Origin of the sequence: Pantoea agglomerans NBRC 102470 (genome assembly GCF_001598475.1) — a bacterium.
Taxonomy (GTDB): Bacteria; Pseudomonadota; Gammaproteobacteria; order Enterobacterales; family Enterobacteriaceae; genus Pantoea; species Pantoea agglomerans.
In genome coordinates this window covers 16578-38079 of sequence record NZ_BCZA01000012.1, presented here as the reverse complement: position 1 = coordinate 38079, position 21502 = coordinate 16578, and the positions used below count along the sequence as shown (strand labels likewise).

Here is a 21502-nt window from a genome sequence, read left to right as displayed (position 1 = left end):
TCACACCCTTCTCCCCGGTTGAAAATCCCCGCCATCGCGCTACGCTAAAAAGACGCCTGTCATAAAAACAACACCTGCTGTGGCACCCAATTCACGATGGAAACGATCACCGATCTGATTGATAAGATTTATGCTGGCACATTTCCGGAGGCGACCTTTGCGCGCCTGCTGGCTGACATCGCCACCGCCCGCGAGGCCATTAAGCTGCCGCGCAAGGCACACTGGGATGAGCAGGATGTGGTGCTGATCACCTATGCCGATCAGTTTCGCGAAGCCGATAAACCCACGCTCAGCACCTTTTCCCGGTTCTATCAGCAGCACCTGCAATCCACGTTTCCGCTGGTTCACCTGCTGCCCTTTTTCCCCTGGTCGTCCGATGACGGCTTTTCGGTGATTGATTACCATCAGGTCGATCCGCTGTGCGGCGACTGGCAGGACATTGCGCGGCTGCATCAGGAAACCCGGCTGATGTTCGATTTTGTCTGCAACCATATGTCGGCACACAGCGCCTGGTTCAGCCACTTCCTGGCGCAGGATCCCGGCTGGGACGATTTCTTTATCAGTATGCCGCCCGCCACCGATCTCAGCGCCGTGACGCGTCCGCGCACCTCGCCGCTGCTGACGCCGTTTAAAATGGCGGATGGCGAAACCCGCTTTATCTGGACCACCTTCAGCGCCGACCAGATCGACCTCAACTTTGCCAATCCTGAGGTGCTGCTGCGCATGGTCAATGTGCTGCTCGACTACCTGAAACGCGGCGCTGACTATGTGCGTCTCGATGCGGTCGGCTACATGTGGAAAACGCCCGGCACGCGCTGTATTCATCTGGAAAAGACTCATCAGCTGGTGAAGCTGTTTCGCGCTATTGCCGACCAGGTTGCGCCTGGCACGGTGATTATCACCGAGACTAACGTGCCGCATCAGGACAACATCAGCTATCTGGGCAACGGGCACGATGAGGCGCAGATGGTCTATCAGTTTTCACTGCCGCCGCTGGTACTGCATGCGATTCACACCGGCTCGGCGCGCGCACTGCGGCAGTGGGCGAGCGCTCTGGATCTCAGCAGCAACGACACCACCTTTTTCAACTTTCTGGCGTCACACGACGGCATCGGCCTTAATCCGGCGCGCGGCATTTTGTCTGAAGTAGAGATTGTGGCGCTGGTGCGCGATCTGGCGCTGGAAGGCGCGCTGGTCTCCTATAAAAACAACCCTGACGGCACCACCAGCCCCTATGAAATCAACGTCACCTATCTGGATGCGCTCAACCGTGAAGATGACGATGACGCCACGCGGCTGAAACGTTTTTTGCTGGCCCATGCGATTCTGCTGGTCTTTCCCGGCGTGCCTGCCATCTATATCCAGAGCATTCTGGGTGGTCGTAACCATTACGATGGCGTGCGCGCCGCCGGACACAACCGGGCGATTAATCGGCAGAAGTATGATTTACAGCAGATTGAGGGAGATCTGGCGGGCGGTAACTGGCTGCGCCAGCAGGTCTATACCCGGCTCGGGCAACTGATTCAGCTGCGTCGTCGTCAGCCTGCGTTTCACCCGGATAATCCGATGACGCTTTATGAGAGCGAAAATGCCGTGCTGGTGCTCAGACGTCATCAGCCAGAAAGCGGCGACGGGCTGCTGTGCGTGTTTAATCTCAGTGGACGGTCAGTGGAGACGCAATTACCGGTGGCGCATACGTTGCAGGATGTGGTGAGCGGAGAGAAAATTGATGGCACCCAGCCGGTTAAGCTGGATGCCTGGCAGTTCATGTGGCTACGTTAATTACTTGTAGACTTCAGCCGTTGCACTGAATTTACCGTGTTCGCGGCCTGCGATCACGCGGTAATATTTACCGCCCTTTTCGTCAGCGAGCTTCGACAACACTTTCTTAGCATCCATTGGCGAGGTGGTTTCCGCCGTGGTGTTAACGTTGCCGATCTTTTGCAGGTTCATTGTTTTAACTTCTTCCTGGGTGACTTCTTTCGCTGCCATCGCAGAAAATGAAATCGCGCCCATCATCATTGAAGCCACAACCCATTTAAAAACCTTCATTATGTTTACCCTCATTCATGATCCATTGTGAGATGTAAGCAGCCGCTAAACGCGTAAGGCAGTATGGAACGGCATAGTCATTTCCATGACTAATCACATAAAATTGCAACGGCCTCGCTCACAGAGAGAAGTATTGCTGCTGTCTGCGATTTTGCCAGTTCAAAGCGTCATTATCACGGCAGATTACTGATAAAATTAACAATATGCTGGCAAAAGCTCTCAGGATGGGAAATAAAAGGCGCATGTGCGGCTTTTTCGATAACCACTGAGGGCGATGCTGGCAACATTTCATCTATCTCCGCCGCAATCCGGCGCGGCACCAGTCCATCTAACGCGCCATAGAGTCGCAGGAACGGCAGCGTAATCTGCGGTAACGCGTCGCGCAGATCGACCTGGCGCAGAATATCCAGTCCGCCATCCAGCACCGCCACCTCCGGCATCGGCTGCGACAGCACCACCTCTTTCAGCTGCCGCGCATCGGCGCGAGCCGTTTCGGTACCCAGCGTCTGCAGCGCCAGAAAGCGCTCCACCGTGCGCTGGAAATCGTTGCTGAGCATCTGCTGAAAGTTCTGCAGCGTCTCCGGTTTAATGCCGGGCCAGCTCTCTGTGGCGGTGAAACAGGGCGACGAGGCAACGGTGATCAATGCAGCCAGTTTTTCTGGCGCACTCAGCGCCAGCTGCGTCGCCACCAGTCCGCCCAGCGACCAGCCCACCACAATCGCCTGTGGTGGCAGCGCAGGCAGCAATTGCGCTGCCATCTGCTCCAGCGTCAGCGCACCGAAATGCTGGCTGCGGCCATAGCCGGGCAGATCGACCAGATGCAGGCGATAGTGCGCGCTGAGTCGCGGAATGATGCTTTGCCAGACTTCGGCATTCAGTCCCCATCCGTGCAGCAGCACAAGATCGCGTTTTCCTTCTCCGCAGGTGTGCCAGTAGAGCGACGTCATCAGTTACTATCCCGAAAATGATAAGGAGGTCGCTATGCTAGCAATGCCCGCCCTATGTTGGCTATGCCGGATGCCGTTGCGGATAGCCCGGCACGGCATCTGCAGCTTATGTCTGCGCGGATTACCGCCGTTACCGCTGCTCTGTCCACGCTGCGGGTTGCCGGCAGGTTCAGCAAAGGTCGCCTGCGGCCGCTGCCAGCTTAAACCGCCCGCCTGGCAGGCGCTGATCTGCGTCAATGACTATTGTCCGCCGTTCAGCCAGTGGGTTAACCAGCTTAAATTTTCTCACATAACCGCACTCAGGGTGATGCTGGCGCGGCTGCTTTTGCTAAGCTGGCTTAATGTTTACCGGCGTGGCAGTGTGCCGCGTCCCGATCTGCTGCTGCCGGTTCCGCTGCATCGGCGACGACGCTGGCAGCGTGGCTTTAATCAGACGGTACTGCTGGCCGCACCGCTGGCGCACTGGCTGGGATGTGAGTGGCGCGAAGGTCTTTCCCGCAAGCGCGGGGGCGCATTACAGCATCAGCTCAGCGCCCGCCAGCGCCGCACCAACTTACGGGGTGCTTTCTGCCTTGAAATGGTGGTGCAGGGACGCCATATCGCTCTGCTGGATGACGTCATTACCACCGGCAGTACGGTAGATGAAATCAGCCGCCTGTTAATGGCCCAGGGTGCCGCCAGCGTGCAGGTCTGGTGCCTGTGCCGTACCTTGTAGAGCGTCTTTGATGGGCGTATTATAACCAACTAAATTAGTCAACTATTGAGCAATCGACATGATCCGAATTACTGACTCTGCCCAGGAACATTTTTCTAAACTGCTATCCAAACAAGAAGATGGCACCCAGATTCGCGTATTCGTGATTAACCCGGGTACGCCAACAGCCGAGTGTGGCGTCTCTTACTGTCCGCCCGATGCCGTTGAAGCTACTGACACCGAACTGAAGTTCGAAAAGCTCTCTGCTTACGTTGATGAACTGAGCAAGCCGTATCTGGAAGATGCTGAAATTGACTTCGTTACCGACAATCTTGGTTCACAGCTGACGCTGAAAGCGCCGAATGCCAAAATGCGTAAAGTCTCTGATGATGCGCCAATGGTTGAGCGCGTTGAGTATCTGCTTCAGGCGCAGATCAACCCACAGCTGGCCGGCCATGGTGGTCGCGTGTCGCTGATGGAGATCACCGATGAGGGCTACGCCATTCTGCAGTTTGGCGGCGGCTGTAACGGCTGTTCGATGATCGACGTGACCCTGAAAGATGGTATCGAGAAAGAGCTGCTGGCCGCCTTCCCGGAACTCAAAGGCGTGCGGGATATTACTGAGCATCAGCGCGGTGAACACTCGTTCTACTGATGAATAAGCGGGGTTTGCAGTCAGAATCTGCCCTCTCCGCTGAGAGATCGAGCCTGCTCAGGGAACGCGGTCAGATCGGAAAGACGCAAAATCCGTCATCCCTGACACGCTCGGCCCGCGCCATCCCTGACGCGGGACGCTTTCCTCCTCTGCCCGCGCTCCCTGCGTGTTGAGTTGAGCAGTTGCTGCCAGATTTATTCTGATCAAGTTTTATCATCGGTCAGAAACGGCAGCCTGGCTGCCGCGCTTCTGTTATTGCCCTTTCTGTCCTGACTGACGCTGCTGGCTGACCACCTTCAGCAGTGCATTCACTTCTTTGTCCGCAAAGATCTCCTCCAGCGTTTTGCTCAGCTTGCGTCGCCAGTTAGGGTACTGCTCCACCGTGCCCGGGACGTTGACCGGCGTGGTCATGCCAAGCCAGTCCTCAGGCTGCAGGCCAAGCAGCGCACTGTCGGTATCCGCCAGGAAGCGATGTATTGCCCGATTCAGCGCAGGCGTCATGGTGAGCTTCTCTGCCTTCTTCTGGCTGCGTGCCGGTAAGGCGCCCGCCTGATGCAGCGCATCCAGCAGCGCCTGCTTCTGCGCGGCGCGCTGCTGATGTAACGCTTTCACCGCATCGCCCGGATAGAGGCCAATCTTCTCACCCAGCGCCAGGTCGCCCTGCTCCCAGAAGCCGGTCAGCGTAGGCAGATCATGCGTACTGGCGCTGGCGATCGACTGGCGCGGATAGTCCTGCGGCGCGCGATAGCGCTCATCCTTCTCCTGCTCAAACCAGAGCACCTTCCATGAAAAGACGCCACTTTTACGCAGCAGGCTGACAATCTCCTGGGGCACAGTGCCCAGGTCTTCGCCAATCACCATGCAGCGCAGCCGGTGGCTTTCCAGCGCCAGGATGCCCAGCAGATCGTTGACCGGATAGGCCACATAGGCGCCTTTATCCGCCGTCTCCCCGGCAGGCACCCACCACAGACGCAGCAGTGACATCACGTGATCGATGCGCAACGCGCCGCAGTCGCGCATATTGGCGCGCAGCATGTCGATAAATGGCTGGTAGCCGCGCGCCTTCATGACATGCGGATCCATCGGCGGTAAGCCCCAGTTTTGTCCCAGCGGACCGAGACGGTCAGGCGGCGCACCCACCGAGGCCTTGAGGCGGTAAAGCTCCGGGTCGTGCCAGGTTTCCGCGCTGCCTTCCGCCACGCCCACAGCCAGGTCACGATAGAGTCCGACGCTCATGCCCAGCGCCTGACTGTGCGTCCAGCAGCCAGAGAACTGCTGCTGCGCCAGCCATTGCAGCCACTGCCAGAAAGCGATCTCCTCTTCATGCTGTGCACACCACTGCTGCACCTCCGGCAACTGGCTGTTGCGCCACCCTTCCGGCCACGCAGGCCAGCCGCCCTGCTGCGCCTTGTCTGCCCGCCGCTCCAGCTGTATGCCGTCGTAGGCGGCCTGATAACGCAGGCTGTCGCCGCCTTCATGCACAAAGGCCGCCCAGGATTGATGCTCTTCGCTCTGGCTGTCTCGCGTCTGGAAGTGTGCCCAGGCGTGCCGCAGCGCAGCGAGCTTAAGCGCCATTACGGCCTCGTAGTCAACCAGCTCCGCCTCACGCGCTTTGGTCAGCGCCTTCCGGGTTCTGGCGCTGTTCCACCACTTCTGTGCCGCCGCGCTTTGCTGAAAATCGGCCACCTGACTGACGTCGATATAGATTACGTTCAGCCAGCGGCGCGACGACGGGCTGTACGGACTGGCGAAACCGGCGCTGGCGGGATAGAGCGCATGCAGCGGATTCAGCCCGACGAAATCGCCACCGCGTTCAGCCAGCTGCACCAGCAGCTGGTCGAGATCGCCGAAGTCGCCGATGCCCCAGTTCTGTTCAGAGCGCACGGTGTAGAGCTGCACCAGCGCACCCCAGCGTTTTTCCCCCGCTTCCAGCGCCGGAGGCAGATAGCAGCGGCGCGGCGCGACGATAAGCCGCGTCTGCCAGCTTTTTTTGCCCTTACTGAGTGTGAGCTGGTGGTACCCCTGCGCCAGCGGGCCAGGCAGCGTAAAAGGCTCACCGGCGGTTAACTCGCCGCTGTGCTGTTTGCCCTTTTCAGTCTGCAACTGCCAGCGGTAAACGCCGCTGCCCTGTGGCGTCAGCTGTCGCTTGCCACTGCCGCTGAACACCGCGACCGGCGGCAGCGGCGATTTTTTTGCGTCCTGCGGATCGTCCATCACCGCCAGCAGCGCCTGCAGGGTCTCATCGCTGATCGCCTCTTTCTCGCCATTGACGTTGATGTAGTCAAGTGAAATTCCCGCGGCACGGGCGGCCTGACCGAGTGAATGTTGCTTCATTGCTGCTCCTTAGCGCGGTGCCTGCCAGATACGTTGCTGATAGTCACGAATTGACCGGTCCGAACTGAACATGCCGGTTCGTGCCGTATTGAGGATGGCGGCGCGGGTCCAGCCTTCCGGGTCGCGCCACAGGGCTTCCACCCGTTGCTGCGCCTCGATGTAGGCCTGGAAATCGGCCAGCACCAGCCAGGGATCGCCATGTTTCGTCAGGCTCTCCAGCATCAGGTCAAACGCATGTTTATCCCCGTTGCTGAATTTGCCCTTCTCCAGCGATTTCAGTAGATCGTCCAGCGGCTTGTTCTGCTTACGCACCTTTTTCGGGTTATAGCCTTTCGCCTTAAGCGCTTTGACCTCATCCACGGTGTGACCGAAGATAAAGATATTCTCCTCACCCACCTGTTCGGCAATCTCGACATTGGCGCCATCCAGCGTGCCAATCGTCAGCGCACCGTTCAATGCCAGCTTCATGTTGCCGGTGCCGGAGGCTTCATACCCGGCGGTGGAGATCTGCTCTGAGAGATCGGCCGCCGGGATCATCAGTTCGGCCACGGTGATGCGGTAGTCCGGGATAAACACCACTTTAAGTCGGTCGCCGACCCGTGGATCGTTGTTCACCACCTCCGCCACCTTGTTAATGGCGTAAATGATATTTTTGGCGAGGTAATAACCCGGCGCGGCTTTGGCCCCGAACAGGAACACCCGTGGCGTAGAGGTGACATCCTCCGGGTTATGACAGAGCTTCTGATAGCAGTAGAGGATATGCAGCAGGCTGAGGTGCTGGCGCTTGTACTCATGCAGCCGTTTGATCTGCACATCGAACAGCGCGGCCGGGTTCACGATAATCCCCGTGTGGCGGGCGATATACTCTGTGAGCTGCGCTTTATTCTGCTGTTTGATGCTGCGATAGCGCTGACGAAACGCCTGATCGTCGGCATAGGCCTCCAGACCGCTTAACGCCTCAAGGTTATTGGCCCACTCGGTTTTCAGCGTCTCATCAATCAGCCCGGCCAGCGCCGGATTACACTGCTTCAGCCAGCGGCGTGGCGTGATGCCGTTGGTGACGTTGTGGAATTTCTGCGGCCAGAGCTGGTGATATTCCGGGAAAAGATCGCTGACCACCAGGCTTGAGTGCAGCGCCGCCACGCCGTTGACCGCAAACCCGCTGACGACGCAGAGATTCGCCATCCGCACCTGACCGTCAGCGACCACCGCCAGCTTGTGCCACATCGCTTTGTCATCCGGCCAGCGCTGCTTCACCTGCTTTTTCAGCCGCTGGTTGATCTCTTTGATGATCAGCATATGGCGCGGCAGCAGACTGCGCATCAGCTTCTCATCCCAGCGCTCCAGCGCCTCCGGCATCAGCGTGTGGTTGGTGTAGGCAAACAACCGGCTGGTGATCTGCCACGCCTCATCCCAGCTCAGCTGATGCTCATCCAGCAGCACGCGCAGCATCTCCGGGATGGCGATGGTGGGATGTGTATCGTTAAGCTGAATCACTTCAAAGTCAGGCAGGCTGTGAATACTGCGTCCCGCCAGATGGTGACGACGCAGGATATCCGCCACCGCACAGGCGCACTGGAAATATTGCTGCATCAGGCGCAGCCGCTTGCCGGCCTGATGGTTGTCATTGGGATAGAGCACTTTGGTCAGTTTTGCCGCCTCGATGCCCGGCTGCTCCGCCTGCAGAAAATTGCCGTCATTAAACGCCGTGAGATCAAAAGGATGCGCACTCACGGCCTGCCACAGACGCAGCGGCAGCGTCACGCCGTTGCGGTAGCCGGTCACCGGCAAATCCCAGGCCTCGCCGCGCAGCGTAAAATCGGGCAGCCAGCGTACGCCGCCGTTTTCCTGCTTTTCTACCCGGCCCCCCATCGCGACTTCCACATCCAGCGCCGCGTTGTGGCGGAACCAGGGATAGCGCTCACGCTGCCAGTCATCGGGCGCTTCAATCTGCTGACCATCATCGAAAGACTGGCGGAACAGGCCATACTGGTAGTTCAGTCCGTGGCCGGTGGCGGACTGCCCCACCGTTGCCATCGAATCCATGTAGCAGGCGGCCAGTCGTCCCAGCCCGCCGTTGCCCAGCGCCGGATCGACCTCCTGCTCCAGCAGTTCCGTTAAATCGAACTCGTGCTCAGCCAGCGCCGCTTTGACGTCGTTATACCAGCCGAGATTGAGCAGGTTGTTGCCGGTCAGACGGCCAATCAGAAACTCCATCGAGAGGTAATTAACGTGACGCTGCTGCACAGCCGGACGCGGTGCCGGTTGTGCGTCCAGTAGCTCCGCCAGCGCCGCGCTGACCGCCTGCCACGCCTGGTGCGGGGTCATCTGCTGGGCGGAACGGAGACTTAACTGTTGCCACTGGCGGGTAAAGGCGGCATTAAAACGGGCTTTATTAAATTTTTGCTGCGGCATATCACTCCCTTCTGTTACGCAATGAGGTGAAGCAAAAATAGAAAGCGCACGGGCTGGCAACCGGGTGCCAGCAACCGTTAAGTAAAGACGGGAGTGAGGAAAAAAGCGACAGCAATCAAAGAAAAACGCCAGCCGGGAGGCTGGCGTGGCAGGAATCAGCAGAGTTCGAGGTGAACCTCATGCTGCTCAATCACCTTCATTACGCTGGCAGGCGGCGTTTTGTCCGTGTAGAGGTAGTCAAGCAGACTCATGTTGCCGAGGTTGACCATGGCGTTACGGCCAAACTTCGAGTGATCCACCACCAGCATCACGCAGCGTGAATTTTCAATGATGGCACGCTTGGTGCGGACTTCGTGATAGTCAAACTCGAGCAGCGAACCATCCATATCGATGCCGCTGATCCCCAGAATGCCGTAGTCGAGCCGGAACTGAGAAATAAAGTCGAGCGTCGCTTCACCCATTACCGCGCCATCGCGGGTCCGCACTTCACCGCCCGCGATAATGACCCGGAAATCGGGTTTATCCATCAGCAGCATGGCGACGTTAAGGTTATTGGTGACCACGCGCAAATCGCTGTGGTTGAGCAGCGCATGCGCCACCGCTTCCGGCGTGGTGCCGATATCGATAAACAGCGTAGCACCATCCGGGATCTGGCTTGCCACGCGCTGGGCAATCCGCGCTTTTTCCGCTGACCACATCATTTTACGGTCGTGCCAGGCGGTATTCTCAGAGCTGGAGGGAAGCGCCGCGCCGCCGTGGTGACGCTGAATTTTGTTCTGATCGGCCAGATCGTTGAGATCGCGACGAATGGTTTGCGGGCTGACCTCAAAATGATCCACCAGCTCCTCAGTACTGACATATCCCTGACGACGGACTAAATCGATAATCGCGTCATGACGTTGCGTCTGCTTCACGTTCCTCTCCTGTTAACCCGCATAATCCTGTCTAACGACGCGTGACTTTACGCGTATCCACCAGCGCCATCGCCAGTCCGACCACCAGACCGGCGACGTGCGCCGCGTTGGCAATAGCCAGACCAAAGACGCCAAACCAGCCAATCACCAGCCAGACCAGCGCAAAACCGATCAATCCCCGTTCAAGATAGACGCCGCTGTCGGGATCGCGCTCCCCGCGCAGCCAGCAGTAACCCATCAGGGCATAGACCACGCCCGACAGGCCACCAAACCAGATGCCGCTGAACTTCGCCTGCAGCCAGCCGCTGAGCAGAGCCGAAATCAGCAGGATGACAAAGAGTTTGCCGCTGCCAAGTCGCTTCTCAACCGCGCCGCCCAGATACCACCACCACATCAGATTAAACAGAATGTGCAGCAGTGAAAAGTGCAGCAGCGCATGGCTGAACCAGCGCCAGACCTGAAGATGCTGATCGGCATCCGGCCAGGAGAGCCAGGCCATCACGGTACGATCGCCCATGACCTGCATCAGAATAAATATCGCGATACAGAGCACCATCAGCGTCATGGTCAGCGGACCGGCACGCTCACGGATATTCGCCCAGATATTGCTGCGCTCATAGCGCAGGCCACTGTCGGTTTTTCCGCTGTGCCAGCTGGCGGCCTGATAACGCGGATGGTTAGGGTCGTGCAAAAACTGCTGAAGTTCGTTTTCGACCAGTGAAATCTTGCTCTCATCATCCAGCATGATGACGTAGTGATTTTCATGCTCAATACGCAGCGTGATGCCCCGCGTCGCCATGTAGTCAACAAAGGCCTGCGCCATGCGGGGCTGATTAAATTGAGTAATGCGCATCAGTAACTCTCCATGTGACGAGCGGCAATCTATTCGCTGCCGAGGGCAACCTGCTGAGGAAAGGCAGCCCGCCAGGCATCAAAGCCGCCATCAATGCTGTACGCCGCGCTGAAGCCCTGTCCCAGCAGATATTGTGCCGCGCTTTTGCTGCTGTTGCCGTGATAGCACATCACCAGCACCGGCAGGCTGTGATCGGCACCAGTGACAAAATCGCTGAGGTTGCTGTTGGTCAGATGCAACGCACCGGCCGCATGACCCAGGGCATAACTTTGCGGATCGCGGATATCTACCAGCAGCGCACCCTGCGCCAGACGCGCCTGCGCCTGCTGCACATCAATACATTCGAACGTTTCCATGGGATCTCTCATAACAGCGTCACAATAGCGCGTAGTGTAACCCGAGAATCCACGCCGATAACCTGACAATCGTTACGGCTATCGGTTTTTTTGGTGGGCAGAATGTTAGCTATATCACGCAAAAATGTTTTTACCTGGTTAAAAGCTGGCGTCAATGTTGGTTTGCGATTATGATTATGCTCGAAAACGAACATTAGTGAACTATTCCGAACATCGGAGGAGATGACGTGGAAACCAAAGACCTGATCGTGATCGGCGGCGGCATCAACGGTGCCGGCATTGCAGCAGACGCTGCAGGACGCGGACTGTCGGTGTTAATGCTGGAGGCGCGGGATCTGGCTTGCGCGACCTCCTCTGCCAGTTCAAAACTGATTCACGGCGGCTTGCGCTACCTTGAACATTACGAATTCCGTCTGGTCAGTGAAGCACTGGCCGAGCGTGAAGTGCTGCTGAAAATGGCTCCGCATCTGGCGTTCCCGATGCGCTTCCGTCTGCCGCATCGTCCGCATCTGCGTCCGGCGTGGATGATCCGTACCGGCCTGTTTATGTATGACCATCTTGGCAAGCGTACCAGTCTGCCAGGCAGCAAAAGTTTGCGATTTGGCGCGGATTCGGCCCTGAAGCCGGAAATCACGCGCGGATTCGAATATTCTGACTGCTGGGTCGATGATGCCCGCATGGTGGTACTGAACGCACAGGAAGTCGTGAAGCGTGGCGGCGAAGTCCGTACCCGCACCCGCGTGACCCGTGCCTGGCGTGAAGGCGGCCTGTGGAAGGTCGAAGCGGAAGATGTCGACAGCGGTAAAACCTTTACCTGGCAGGCGAAAGGCCTGGTCAATGCTGCCGGCCCGTGGGTCAAACAGCTGTTCGACGACAGCCTGAAGCTGAAATCGCCTTACGGTATTCGCCTGATCAAGGGCAGCCACATCGTGGTGCCACGCGTCCATACCGAAAAGCAGGCTTACATTCTGCAGAACGAAGATAACCGCATCGTGTTTGTCATCCCGTGGATGGATGAGTTCTCTATCATCGGTACCACCGACGTCGAGTACAAAGGCGATCCGAAAAACGTCAATATTGATGACAGCGAGACCGACTATCTGCTGAAAGTGTTCAACGGACACTTTAAAAAGCAGCTGACCGCTGACGATATCGTCTGGTCCTATTCCGGTGTCCGTCCGCTGTGTGATGACGAATCCGATTCGCCACAGGCGATAACTCGTGATTACACCCTGGATGTGCGCGACGATAATGGTCAGGCTCCGCTGCTGTCGGTGTTTGGCGGCAAGCTGACCACCTACCGTAAGCTGGCAGAACATGCGCTGGAGAAACTGGCGAAGTACTACCCGAACGCGGGCCCGGCATGGACGAAGAACTGCGTGTTGCCAGGCGGAAATATCTCCGGCACCCGTGAAGATTATGCGGCCAGCCTGCGTCGTCGCTATCCGTTTATCAGTGAAAATATGGCGCGCCACTTCTCGCGCACCTACGGCAGCAGCACTGAAACCCTGCTGGCTGGCGCGAAAAGCCTGGACGATCTGGGCGAGAACTTCGGTCACGAGTTTTACGAAGCAGAATTACGCTACCTGGTGCAGCATGAGTGGGTTCGTGAGCTGGATGATGCTATCTGGCGTCGTACCAAACAGGGCATGTGGCTGACCAAAGAGCAGCAGGCGCGAGTCACCGAGTGGCTGGCAGCGAAAGCTAAACCCGCCCTGTCGCTGGCATCATAAACGGACAGTAACTAACTAAAGAATCAGAAAGCAGGCTTCGGCCTGCTTTTTTTATGTCTGCGATAGCGGGTCGGTGAATCCGGGTGCTGATCCAACAGGTTGCGCTTTTCAGCGTGTAGCAGAGTTTATTTTTGTACGACGAACTTTTTATTAAAAATGCCAGGCTCAAACCATTTTTTATACAGAAATCCGTTTATGCGATCACATTTTTGGTCAGCGCCTAAACTCAACTCTTTCTGCTTCGCATATCAAAACGTTCACATCCTATTGTTACTGTAAATATAACGTTCAGGCTTTTTGCTTAATTGAACGACGTCATCAGAAAGCACAAACTTTCCTCAGTAAAAACGAAACAACCGTTATTTTAATCAGGAGGTTGAAATGAACACAGGCCAAACGCCTGCCCGGGAATGGAACACACGCCGCAGTGAAAAAGCGCGTCGTCTGGCATCCTTCCCTGTTGATGGCAAAGTCATTCCTACTGAAAGAGCTGTAGAAGCATTTGAAAAACTGATTGCACCGGGCGACCGGGTGGTACTGGAAGGGAATAACCAGAAGCAGGCCGATTTTTTATCACGTACCCTGGCTGAGGTTAATCCGGCGATAGTACACGACCTGCATATGATTATGCCGAGCGTGGGTCGCAGTGAGCATCTGGATATTTTCGAAAAAGGCATTGCGCGTAAACTCGACTTCTCTTTTTCCGGTCCGCAAAGTCTGCGTATTTCTCAGTTGTTAGAAGATGGTCAGCTGGAAATAGGCGCAATCCACACCTATATCGAACTCTATTCCCGCCTTTATGTCGATCTGAGTCCAAACGTCGCGCTGATTGCCGGTTATAAAGCTGACCGCAAAGGCAACCTTTACACCGGCCCGAGTACTGAAGATACGCCTGCCCTGGTGGAAGCCGCCGCGTTCCGTGACGGTATCGTGATTGCCCAGGTAAATGAGCTGGTCGATGACGAGACCGACCTGCCCCGCGTCGATATTCCCGGCTCCTGGATCGATTACATCGTCGTAGCCGATAAACCTTTCTTTATCGAACCGCTGTTTACCCGCGATCCGCGCCTGATTAAGCAGGAACATATCCTGATGGCGATGATGGCGATTAAAGGCATTTACGCCGAACATCAGGTGCAGTCACTTAACCACGGTATCGGTTTTAACACCGCCGCGATCGAACTGCTGCTGCCTACCTACGGCGAACAACTCGGCCTGAAAGGCAAAATCTGTAAGCACTGGACCCTTAACCCGCATCCGACGCTGATCCCGGCGATTGAGAGCGGCTGGGTTGAAAGCGTGCACTGCTTCGGTGGCGAACTGGGCATGGAAGAGTACATTCGCGCCCGTCCCGATATCTTCTTCACCGGCAGCGACGGCTCTATGCGCTCTAACCGCGCCTTCTGTCAGCTGGCAGGTCAGTATGCGGTGGATATGTTTATCGGTGCCACCCTGCAGGTCGATGGCCTGGCAAACTCCTCAACCGTGACCCGCGGTCGCCTTTCCGGGTTCGGCGGTGCGCCTAACATGGGCCACGATCCGCACGGCCGACGCCATGCCACGCCTGCATGGCTCAATATGATCACCGAACCGGACCCGATGCAGCGCGGTAAAAAACTGGTGGTTCAGATGGTGGAAACCTTCCAGGCCGGTGCCAAACCGACCTTTGTTGAAACGCTAGATGCCGTTGAAGTGGCGAAATCGACCGGTATGCCGCTGGCACCCGTGATGATCTATGGCGATGACGTCACCCACGTGCTGACCGAAGAGGGTATTGCCTATCTCTATCGCGCGGAAAGCCTTGAAGAGCGCCGTGCGATGGTCGCTGCGGTAGCCGGCATCACCGATATCGGCCTTGGCGTCGATGCGGCACGCGTGGCGGCCCTGCGTAAAAGCGGCAAAGTGGTCTATCCGGAAGATATGGGCATTCATCGTTCAGATGCGACCCGCTCACTGCTCGCCGCCAGCAGCGTCTCTGACCTGGTGGAATGGTCGGGTGGTCTTTATAACCCACCGGCAAAATTCCGGAGCTGGTAATGAAACTTCTGTCGCAGACTCAAACCGAGGCGCAGGCCAGCCAGCTGGCGATGATTGCGCGCGATTGTCTGACCGATGAAGCGCGGCTAAGCCCCAAGCCGGGTCTGGTAGACAGTCGGGGAAACGGCGCGCATCAGGACCTGACGCTGGCGCTGATGGAGCGTTCCGCTCACAGCCTTGTGCCGACCTTTCTGGCGCTGGCCCGTCACAGCTGGCTGCGCCCTGCTGATATTGCCCTGCGCGAAACGGTGGGTCGGCTGGGCCGTGACGGTGAACAGCAGATGATGGCGGCAACCGGCGGCGTCAACACCCATCGGGGTGCGATCTGGGCGCTGGGACTGCTGGTCAGTGCTGCAGCCATGCACGGTGGCGCGGCCAGTGCCGACCAGCTGACCCGCACCGCAGCCGCGCTGGCCAGCCTGCCCGACCGCGCCGCGCCAAAACTGTTCAGCAAAGGGTTAAAAGCGACGCACCGCTATCAGGTGCCCGGCGCACGCGAAGAGGCGCAACAGGCGTTTCCTCACGTGATGAAGCTGGCGCTGCCACAACTGATGACCAGTCGTGCAACGGGTGCCAGTGAAAGTGAAGCCCGTCTTGATGCGCTGATGGCGATCATGACCTCGCTCAGCGATACCTGCGTGCTGTCACGGGCCGGTATGACCGGACTGAAAGCGATGCAGCAGGGAGCACGCGCCGTGCTGCTGTCTGGCGGCTGTCGCACAGCAGGCGGCCAGAAGGCGCTGGCGCAGCTCGATCAGCGCATGCTGTCGCTCAACGCTTCGCCTGGCGGGGCCGCCGATTTGCTGGCCGCGACGCTGTTCATTGATCGGGTCTGTTCACCTGAACATTCTTATTTCTAGAGGCCATTATGGAACACATCACATTATCTTTACCTGCTAACCGCTCACTCAGCGGTAAAGCTCTGGCAGGGGTCGTTGGTTCCGGTGATATGGAAGTGCTGTACACCGCAACTGAAGGACAAACGCTTAGCATTGATATCACCACCTCACTGGATAACAGCGACGCCCGCTGGAAGGCGCTGTTTGACCGCCTGAATTTAACCAACGGTCTGCCTGCCGGAAAGCTGATTATTCACGATTTCGGCGCGACACCCGGCGTGGCGCGTATCCGTATTGAACAGGTTTTTGAGGAGGTGAGCCATGCGTAACGATGCCAGTTTTATTGAATTACGCGCCCGTGAGCGCGCCCGTGCACTGCTGGACGACGGCAGCTATCGCGAACTGCTGGATCCTTTCGAAGGCATCATGTCGCCGTGGCTGGCCCCGCAGGGTGTGGTGCCGCAGTCAGATGACGGCATGGTGGTGGCACGCGGCACGCTGAACGGGCAGCCTGCGGTGGTTATCGCCATTGAAGGCACCTTCCAGGGTGGCAGCATGGGCGAAGTCTCCGGTGCCAAAATGGCGGCGGCGCTGGAACTGGCAGCCGAAGACAACCGCAATGGAATACCCACTCAGGCGGTGCTCTGCCTGGAAACCGGCGGCGTGCGTTTACAGGAAGCAAATCTGGGGCTGGCGGCGATTGCCGATATTCATGCCGCGATTGTCGATCTGCGCCGCTATACCCCGGTTATCGGCATTATTGCCGGTACCGTCGGCTGCTTTGGCGGGATGTCCATCGCCGCTGCGCTGTGCAGCTACCTGATTGTGACGCGTGAAGCGCGCCTGGGGCTGAACGGTCCGCAGGTGATTGAGCAGGAAGCGGGCATTGAAGAGTATGACTCGCGCGATCGCCCGTTTATCTGGAGCATGACCGGCGGTGAAATCCGCTACGCCAGCGGCCTGGTCGATGCGCTGGTCGGTGATGGCGTCAATGCGGTTAAAAGTGCGATGAATGACTTCATCGCTAAAGGTGTTCCGGCGCAGCACCGCAGCGATAAATATGCCGATTTCCTGCCACGTCTGACGCAGTTCGACACCCGTCAGCAGGCGGACACGGCGCAGATTAAACAGCTTTTCGCCCGGGAGGATAAATAATGACCCAGACAAACAGCCGCGGTGCAATCTGGCTGGAAAAACTTGCACCTGATGCGCAGCGCCTCAGCGGCCTGTGCGCCTCTGTCCAGGTGGCGGACGGTGAACTTAATGGCGAAAGCGTGCGCTTTATCGCCGTGGTGCCCGATGCACAAAACCACTATCCGCGTGCCGCGCAGGGCGAAGTCGGTCTGCTGGAAGGCTGGACGCTGGCGAAAGTGGTGAATGAAACGCTGGAAGAGGACAAGAACAGCGACGTGAAACGCCCGATTGTGGCGGTGATCGACGTGCCGAGTCAGGCCTATGGTCGTCGCGAAGAGGCGTTCGGTATTCATCAGGCGCTGGCCGGGGCTGCAGGCGCTTATGCCAAAGCACGCCTTGCGGGTCATCCGGTGATTGGGCTGATTGTTGGCAAAGCGATGTCTGGTGCCTTCCTGGCGCACGGTTATCAGGCCAACCGCCTGATTGCGCTCAACGATCAGGGTGTGCTGGTGCACGCGATGGGTAAAGAGTCCGCCGCGCGTATCACGCTGCGTTCGGTGGAGGCGCTGGAGAAACTGGCGGCGACCATTCCGCCGATGGCCTATGACGTGAATAACTTCGCCACGCTGGGTCTGCTCTCCGATCTGCTGAACGTGGCCAATCCCGATGCGCCTTCTGACGCCGATGTGGCGATGGTCGAGATCGCGTTGCAGAAAGCCATTAGCGATGCGCGTCAGGATCCGAGCCTGAAAAACCGGCTGGGCGCATCCAATCGCCACAGCTCCTCCCTGGTTCGCGAGCGGATGCGCGCAACCTGGTAATTAAATAAAAAAATAAACCTGCCGAAACCGGTCTGACGGGGCGCATTGCTAAGTGCGCCCCGGGGCAGTGGCCGTGTTCAGAATTATAAACATCGCTGTTAACAGAAAATTCTTTCTTAAATACAGGTGATTTATGATTTATATAATTGTTCATGCCCTTGCTCCGATTTTTGTCATCATGCTGCTGGGTTTCTGGGCCGGTAAGGCCGGAATGGTCAACAACAAAGACGTCTCTCTGCTGAATATTTTCGTCATGGATTTTGCGCTGCCCGCCGCGCTGTTCAGTGCCACGGTACAAACGCCCTGGCCGGGCATCGTGGCGCAATGGCCGCTGATTGTGGTTATTACCGGCGCAATGTGGATTACCTATGGAGCTGTCTATTTCGCGGCTACAAAAGTTTTCAAAAAGTCACCGCAGGATGCGGCTGTGCTGACACTGACGGTGGCGCTGCCAAATTACGCCGCGCTGGGCCTGCCCATTCTGGCCAGCGTGCTGGGTGAAAATGGTGCCACTTCGCTCTCGGTAGCGGTCTCCATCGCCTGTGGTTCAGTGCTGCTTACACCGCTTTGCCTGCTGATTCTGGAACGTGAAAAAGCGTTTGCCGATGGCACCGAACACGGTTCAACCCTGACCATGCTGCCAATTCTGATGTGGCGTTCTGTGAAAAAACCGATCGTACTGGGACCGTTGATTGGCGTGGTGTTATCAGCGCTGGGCGTTAAAATGCCTGATCTGGTGCTGGCCGCCATCAAACCGCTGGGTCTGGCTGCCACCGCCGCTGCACTCTTCCTGACCGGTGTCATCCTGTCGGCACGCAAACTGAAACTCAACGCGGTGGTGGGCGTCGGCACGGTAACTAAACTGCTGATTCAGCCCTTTATCGCCTGGGGTCTGGTGCTGGCATTGGGTCTCAGCGGTCCTGTGGCAATTACCGCCATTCTGATGATTGCGCTCTCCGCCGGTTTCTTCGGGGTGGTGTTTGGCAACCGCTTTGGCGTGCAGTCGCCGGATGCAGAGGCTGTGCTGCTGCTCAGCTCTATTCTCTGTATTTTGTCATTACCGCTGTTCATTACGCTGACATCAGGAATGTAATATGAGCTCTGTACCGCGCCCCCACGATCTGCTCTGGCTGCGAGACGGCAACGCCTTAGCCGCCATCAGTGAGAGCTGGGTCAGTCAGTTCTGGCATCCCGGCCTTCCGGTCGTGGTGCGGCGCGACAGGAGCGAAACCGGGCTGATACCGGTGGGTGTGCGCGGCGAGCGCCGCGAACAGCGCGCCGCCGGATGGGTCAATGCAGCGGATATCGTTCGCGTTGTCACGCCGGAGATGCTGGCGGCGCGTGCGCAGTTGCTTGCCTCGCCGTTTACCGCTTATGCGCCGGTCGGCGCGGCGATTGCCCTCAGTGAGCACGACTGGCCGTGGCGCTGGGGTATTACCGGCAGTACCGGTTACGCACTGGCAACACAGCAACCCACGCTGCATGCCGCCAGCGATCTTGATTTAGTTATTCGCGCGCCAGAGCCGCTGGCGCGCGATACGCTGCAACGCTGGCAGGCGCAAACCGACACGCTGGCCTGCCGGGTCGATACGCAGGTAGAAACGCCGTCCGGCGCGTTTGCCCTCAGCGAGTGGCTGCGTGAAGGCCGCGCGCTGGTTAAAACCGTTACCGGGCCGATACTGACCGCTTCACCCTGGAGCAGGGAGCTACAATGAAAATACTCTTTACCTTTCCCGGCCAGGGCACTCAGCGTGCCGGGATGTTACAGCACCTTCCCGACGGCGACGCCCTGTTGAACAGCGTGCGTGCAGTGCTGGGCGACGAGACTGACCAGCTCGACAGTGCCGATGCACTGCGCCACACGCGCGCCGTGCAGCTCAGTCTGCTGATTTGCGGTGTCGCCTGGGCGCGCGAGCTGATTCGCCGTGGGGTGAAACCCGATATCGTCAGCGGTCTGTCGATTGGCGCGTTTCCTGCTGCGGTGATTTCCGGCGCGCTGGATTTCAGTGATGCTCTGCGGCTGGTGGCACTGCGAGGCGATCTGATGGAGCAGGCTTATCCGGAGGGATATGGTCTGACCGCCATCACCGGCCTGACGCTGAGTCGTCTGGAAAAACTGCTGCCCGGCAGCAACACCTATATCGCCAACCTGAATGCGGAAACGCAGATTGTGATTGCTGGCCGCGACGAGGATATGGCGGTAGTCGCGCAGAAAGCGCTGGATGCCGGTGCCAGCAAAGCGATTAAACTCGCGGTGAGCGTGCCGTCGCACTGCGCGCTGCTGGATAAGCCCGCTGCAGAACTGGCGCGCGCGTTCGGGTCCGTCAGCCTTTCCCGTCCCCATTGCGCTTACCTCAGCGGTTCAACCGGACGCGTGATTTGGGAGCCGGAGAAGATTGCCGACGATCTTGCCTTTAATATGGCGCGTATGGTGCAGTGGAATGATGCGATGGTTTCAGCCAATCAGCGCGATGCCCGACTGGCGATTGAGATGCCGCCTGGCAATGTGCTGACCGGCCTGACGCTTCAGGCTGGCTGGCAGGGCGACGCGATTTGTCTGGAGCGCAACAGCGTTGAGGTTGCACTCCATCTGGTTAAACGGCTGAGTCAGTAAGGCTGCGGGCGTACATCCGCCCTTCTGCCGCCAGTGCCAGCAGGTCATTATCCCGTTCGCGGCGATGTGAGTAGACGATCGAGATCTGCTGACGCATCTGGTAAGGCTCAGCGAGCGTCAGCAGCTGAATGTTGTTTTCATACACCTTCTTCATCCGTCCCGGGATCAGTGCCAGGCCGACGCCCGCCTGCACCAGGCTTATCATCGAGAAGATGTCATTCACCTGGGTGACCATGCGCGGTTCAAATCCGGCTATCTGGAACGCCTCCTGCGAACCGGCATAGGTGGCAAACCCTTCAGCCAGCGAGACAAAATCACGGTCGGCATAATCACGCAGATCCACCGGACCGGCTCCGTCCCGCGTCTCACCGGCCGGTGTGGCCAGAAAGATCCTGTCCTCAAACAGCGGAATCACATCAAAATGCGCGTCGCTGAGTTCGCCGTCATCGGTGGCGATCAGAATCGCATCCAGCGCGTCATCTTCCAGCATATTCAGCAGCATTTGATTGGAACCCATGGTCAGATCGAGCTCCAGCGTGGGCCGACGCAGCTTCATGCCCATGATCAGCCGGGGAATGGTCTCCAGCGTCAGGGAGTAGAGCGTGCCAAGTCGCAGACGCCCCCCGCCGATGCCTGCGACTTTGCGCGCCTCTTCAATGCCTTTTCCCATCAGGGTGGTCACGTCGCGACAGTAGTCCAGCAGCGTCCAGGCGGCAGGCAGCGGCACCAGGTTGCGGCCCTTGTGGATAAACAGCGGGCAGTCGATGCCCTCTTCCAGCGTATGCAGTGCGCGATGCACGCTGACGCTGCTCAGCTCCAGCGCTTCCGCCGTACGGGCGATATTGCCCTTGCTCATAAACATCATGAAGACGCTGAGTTTACGGAAGGTAATTTCCTGGTTGATGTTGTCACTCATTGCTGCTGTTGCCTGTAGGGTCATTTTGCTTTCCCGCATAGTAGCGATTCTCAGCCAGGGTGTAATGATCTGGCTCGCACAAGAGGCACTTACGGACGCAGAGGCGATAAGAGGCTGAACCTGCTGAAGAGGTGCAGGATGGGCGGTGAGCAAAGAGAGCACAGGAGAGAACGGCCGATCCCTCGGCC

20 protein-coding genes are annotated in these 21502 nt (G+C 57.9%); 12 read left to right on the top strand and 8 right to left on the bottom strand.

Annotated elements, in window-relative coordinates; all coding sequences use genetic code 11:
- Positions 1-96 precede the first annotated feature (96 nt).
- The gene (locus PAG01S_RS19340; protein WP_010253185.1) at positions 97-1782 is read left to right on the top strand and encodes an alpha-amylase family glycosyl hydrolase; all 1686 of its coding nucleotides are present in this window, start codon (positions 97-99) and stop codon (positions 1780-1782) included.
- Here the strand turns inward: PAG01S_RS19340 and PAG01S_RS19335 are convergent, their stop codons facing one another.
- Positions 1783-2052, bottom strand: a complete 270-nt coding sequence (locus PAG01S_RS19335; RefSeq protein ID WP_010671554.1) for a YdgH/BhsA/McbA-like domain containing protein — start codon at positions 2050-2052, stop codon at positions 1783-1785.
- A 173-nt stretch (positions 2053-2225) separates the two neighbouring features.
- Positions 2226-2999, bottom strand: a complete 774-nt coding sequence (bioH, locus tag PAG01S_RS19330; protein WP_062759600.1) for a pimeloyl-ACP methyl ester esterase BioH — start codon at positions 2997-2999, stop codon at positions 2226-2228.
- 34 nt (positions 3000-3033) lie between these two features.
- On the opposite strand from bioH, the gene gntX reads away from it, so the two are divergent.
- Both gntX and nfuA read left to right on the top strand, forming a co-directional pair.
- Positions 3034-3714 (top strand): DNA utilization protein GntX, encoded by a 681-nt coding sequence (gene gntX, locus PAG01S_RS19325; RefSeq protein WP_062759599.1) that lies wholly within the window; start codon positions 3034-3036, stop codon positions 3712-3714.
- A 58-nt stretch (positions 3715-3772) separates the two neighbouring features.
- A complete protein-coding gene (gene nfuA / locus PAG01S_RS19320; protein WP_010253194.1) occupies positions 3773-4348 on the top strand; it encodes a Fe-S biogenesis protein NfuA in 576 nt (191 codons plus the stop codon).
- A gap of 252 nt (positions 4349-4600) precedes the next feature.
- On the opposite strand, the gene malQ is transcribed toward nfuA, so the two are convergent.
- From malQ to glpE, 5 genes are all read right to left on the bottom strand, one after another.
- Positions 4601-6682, bottom strand: coding sequence for a 4-alpha-glucanotransferase (gene malQ / locus PAG01S_RS19315; RefSeq protein WP_062759598.1), 2082 nt, complete (start codon positions 6680-6682; stop codon positions 4601-4603).
- A 9-nt stretch (positions 6683-6691) separates the two neighbouring features.
- Positions 6692-9097, bottom strand: coding sequence for a maltodextrin phosphorylase (gene malP / locus PAG01S_RS19310; protein WP_062759597.1), 2406 nt, complete (start codon positions 9095-9097; stop codon positions 6692-6694).
- Positions 9098-9252: 155 nt separating this feature from the next.
- Complete coding sequence (locus PAG01S_RS19305) at positions 9253-10011, bottom strand: DeoR/GlpR family transcriptional regulator (RefSeq protein WP_010253201.1); 759 nt, start codon at positions 10009-10011, stop codon at positions 9253-9255.
- 31 nt (positions 10012-10042) lie between these two features.
- Entirely contained in the window at positions 10043-10864 is an 822-nt protein-coding gene (gene glpG / locus PAG01S_RS19300; protein ID WP_010671549.1) for a rhomboid family intramembrane serine protease GlpG, read from the bottom strand.
- 29 nt (positions 10865-10893) lie between these two features.
- On the bottom strand, positions 10894-11220 hold the full coding sequence (gene glpE / locus PAG01S_RS19295) for a thiosulfate sulfurtransferase GlpE (RefSeq protein ID WP_052270778.1): 327 nt from the start codon (positions 11218-11220) through the stop codon (positions 10894-10896).
- A gap of 227 nt (positions 11221-11447) precedes the next feature.
- Between glpE and glpD the strand changes: the two genes are divergently transcribed.
- The 9 genes from glpD (at position 11448) to mdcH (ending at position 20398) form a co-directional block, all read left to right on the top strand.
- A complete protein-coding gene (gene glpD / locus PAG01S_RS19290; RefSeq protein WP_010671548.1) occupies positions 11448-12953 on the top strand; it encodes a glycerol-3-phosphate dehydrogenase in 1506 nt (501 codons plus the stop codon).
- Positions 12954-13334: 381 nt separating this feature from the next.
- On the top strand, positions 13335-14990 hold the full coding sequence (gene mdcA, locus PAG01S_RS19285) for a malonate decarboxylase subunit alpha (protein WP_062759596.1): 1656 nt from the start codon (positions 13335-13337) through the stop codon (positions 14988-14990).
- Entirely contained in the window at positions 14990-15850 is an 861-nt protein-coding gene (locus PAG01S_RS19280) for a triphosphoribosyl-dephospho-CoA synthase (protein ID WP_062759595.1), read from the top strand. Before mdcA ends, PAG01S_RS19280 begins: the two co-directional genes overlap by 1 nt.
- An 8-nt stretch (positions 15851-15858) precedes the next feature.
- Positions 15859-16158 carry a malonate decarboxylase acyl carrier protein gene (mdcC, locus tag PAG01S_RS19275; RefSeq protein ID WP_010253220.1) on the top strand — a complete coding sequence of 100 codons (300 nt, stop codon included), beginning with the start codon at positions 15859-15861 and terminating at the stop codon, positions 16156-16158.
- Positions 16151-16984 (top strand): biotin-independent malonate decarboxylase subunit beta, encoded by an 834-nt coding sequence (locus PAG01S_RS19270; protein WP_010253223.1) that lies wholly within the window; start codon positions 16151-16153, stop codon positions 16982-16984. The genes mdcC and PAG01S_RS19270 overlap by 8 nt, the downstream gene beginning before the upstream one ends.
- The gene (gene mdcE / locus PAG01S_RS19265; RefSeq protein ID WP_010253226.1) at positions 16984-17784 is read left to right on the top strand and encodes a biotin-independent malonate decarboxylase subunit gamma; all 801 of its coding nucleotides are present in this window, start codon (positions 16984-16986) and stop codon (positions 17782-17784) included. Before PAG01S_RS19270 ends, mdcE begins: the two co-directional genes overlap by 1 nt.
- 133 nt (positions 17785-17917) lie before the next feature.
- Entirely contained in the window at positions 17918-18877 is a 960-nt protein-coding gene (locus PAG01S_RS19260; protein ID WP_010253228.1) for an AEC family transporter, read from the top strand.
- Position 18878: 1 nt separating this feature from the next.
- Positions 18879-19499: a malonate decarboxylase holo-ACP synthase gene (locus PAG01S_RS19255; RefSeq protein WP_062759594.1), complete on the top strand. Its 621-nt coding sequence runs from the start codon at positions 18879-18881 to the stop codon at positions 19497-19499.
- Entirely contained in the window at positions 19496-20398 is a 903-nt protein-coding gene (mdcH, locus tag PAG01S_RS19250) for a malonate decarboxylase subunit epsilon (RefSeq protein WP_062759593.1), read from the top strand. Before PAG01S_RS19255 ends, mdcH begins: the two co-directional genes overlap by 4 nt.
- On the opposite strand, the gene PAG01S_RS19245 is transcribed toward mdcH, so the two are convergent.
- On the bottom strand, positions 20379-21314 hold the full coding sequence (locus PAG01S_RS19245; RefSeq protein WP_033785688.1) for a LysR family transcriptional regulator: 936 nt from the start codon (positions 21312-21314) through the stop codon (positions 20379-20381). The two genes, mdcH and PAG01S_RS19245, sit on opposite strands and share 20 nt — an antisense overlap.
- Between the last annotated feature and the right edge of the window lie 188 nt (positions 21315-21502).